The sequence below is a fragment of the Billgrantia montanilacus genome (assembly GCF_003336675.1).
Classification (GTDB): domain Bacteria; phylum Pseudomonadota; class Gammaproteobacteria; order Pseudomonadales; family Halomonadaceae; genus Halomonas; species Halomonas montanilacus.
Map to the genome: position 1 here is coordinate 1 of NZ_QPII01000041.1, position 1780 is coordinate 1780.

Annotated in this window: 1 protein-coding gene; it reads right to left on the minus strand. The window is 67.9% G+C overall.

Translation table 11 applies throughout. The annotated features are described in order from the left end of the window. The coding region (locus DU505_RS22150) for a PhoX family protein (RefSeq protein WP_114481136.1) at window positions 1-1415 on the minus strand (1415 nt) is incomplete at its 3' end. Window positions 1416-1780: the final 365 nt, after the last annotated feature.

Below are 1780 nucleotides of genomic sequence, written 5' to 3' on the forward strand. Positions count from 1 at the left end.
CCCCACTCGGGGCGGTCCATCCTGGTGGCACCGGCATGGTCGGCGGCGCTGCGGGTATTGACCAGGATGTCGGCCAGGTCGGCGAAGCCGTTTTCCGGCGTCAGGCCGTTCTCGCCCGGGGCCAGCGCCAGCCACTCGCCGCTGCCGTCATCGTTGAATTTCGCCACATACAGCGTGCCTTCGTCGAGCAGTGAACCGTCGGCCGTGGCGGCCTCGAAGGGGCGCGCCGAAACGAACTTGTAGATGTATTCGAAGCGTGCGTCGTCGCCGGAGTAGGCCACTACCGGCTGGCCTTCCACCGCTGGCGCGAAGATCACCCCTTCGTGGGCGAAGCGGCCCAGGTGGGTGCGCTTGATCGGCGTCGAGGCCGGGTCCATGGGGTCGATCTCGACCATCCAGCCGAAGGCGTGGGGCTCGTTGCGGTAGTCCTCGCTGGCGGAGGAGCCACGGGCGCTGGCGTCGAAGCGCATATACTCGTCGGCGCCGCTGGCCGCGCGGTGCCATTGATAGCGACCGCTGTCGCGGGTCTCGATGCCGTAGCGCGCCTGACGGCGGTCGATCTCGGCGTCGCTGTTGGCGAAGTAGCCGGCCCAGTTCTCCTCGGCGGCCAGGTAGGTGTTCCACGGGGTGACGCCGTGGGCGCAGTTGTTGAGGGTGCCGCGGGTCATGCTGCCGTCGGGGCTGTACTTCGTTACCACGTGCTCGGTGCCGGCCACCGGCCCGGCCAGGTGCATCGGGGTCAGGCCGGTGATGCGGCGGTTGTGGGCGTCCTCCACCACTCGCCACTGGCCGTCGTCATCCTCGCGGATGCGAACGATGGTCACGCCGTGGGCATTGAGCTCCTTGAGCACCTGGTCGTTGTCGCGGCTGCCGTCGGCGTTCTGCGGGAAGCCGCTGCGATCCAGGGCGAGGCCGGCGGCTGCGGCGTGCAGGAAGCGCGGTTCCACGTACTCATGGTTGAGCACCAGCAAGCCGTCGCGGGAGTTGCCGTCCAGCGGGAAGAAGTGCATGCCGTCGTGGTGGCTGCCGACCTGGTTGGCCTGGTCCTCGCCGCGGGCATCCAGCGAGAAGGCCGGCATGTCGCCGCTGATCGGCGTGCCCCAGGGAATGAAGGTCTGTACCCGGTAGCCTTCCGGCACCACCACGCTGTCGGCGGCGCTGACCGGAACCGCCTGAAAGCCGAGGCTCGGTGCCGGGGTGCTGGCGCCTGCTGCGGCGAAGGCGCTGCCGAAGGGCAGATGGGTCGCCATGGCGCCGGCCACGGCGGCGGCCAGGCTGCCACGCAGTAACGTGCGGCGATTCATGCGAGCCTGAAGGATATCGCCGAAGTAGGCGTTGGAAGAGAGGTTGCTCACGGGCTCGTCGCCGGCGGCAAGGATGGTGTCGACGTGGCCGGGGCGCTGATGCTGGGTCATGGCGTCTCTCCAGTGAAAGTCTTGTGGGAACTCTGGAGGGAGAGGGTGACCGCAGCGCGTTACATCAGTATGCATGAATGAAGACGATCCGATGACAGCACCATGAAAGGCAAGGGAGGCGTCTATATCTGCGCGCTGCCCTGCACTGCATTCCACCACGACCGCTCCGTCATGGCGGGGCCGTCGTGGCCATGCCGGTCAGCAGTGGGTTCGCGCTCAGGCGCCGATGATGCCGCCGTCTTCCCGGGTAATGACCAGGGTTGCCGAGCGCGGGGTGGCGTTACCCCCCTCGGGCCAGTGACTGCGGTAGCGCCCCCTGGCGAAATCCCTGGCCGAGGTAGTCGCACCCGGGTGTTGCACGTTGA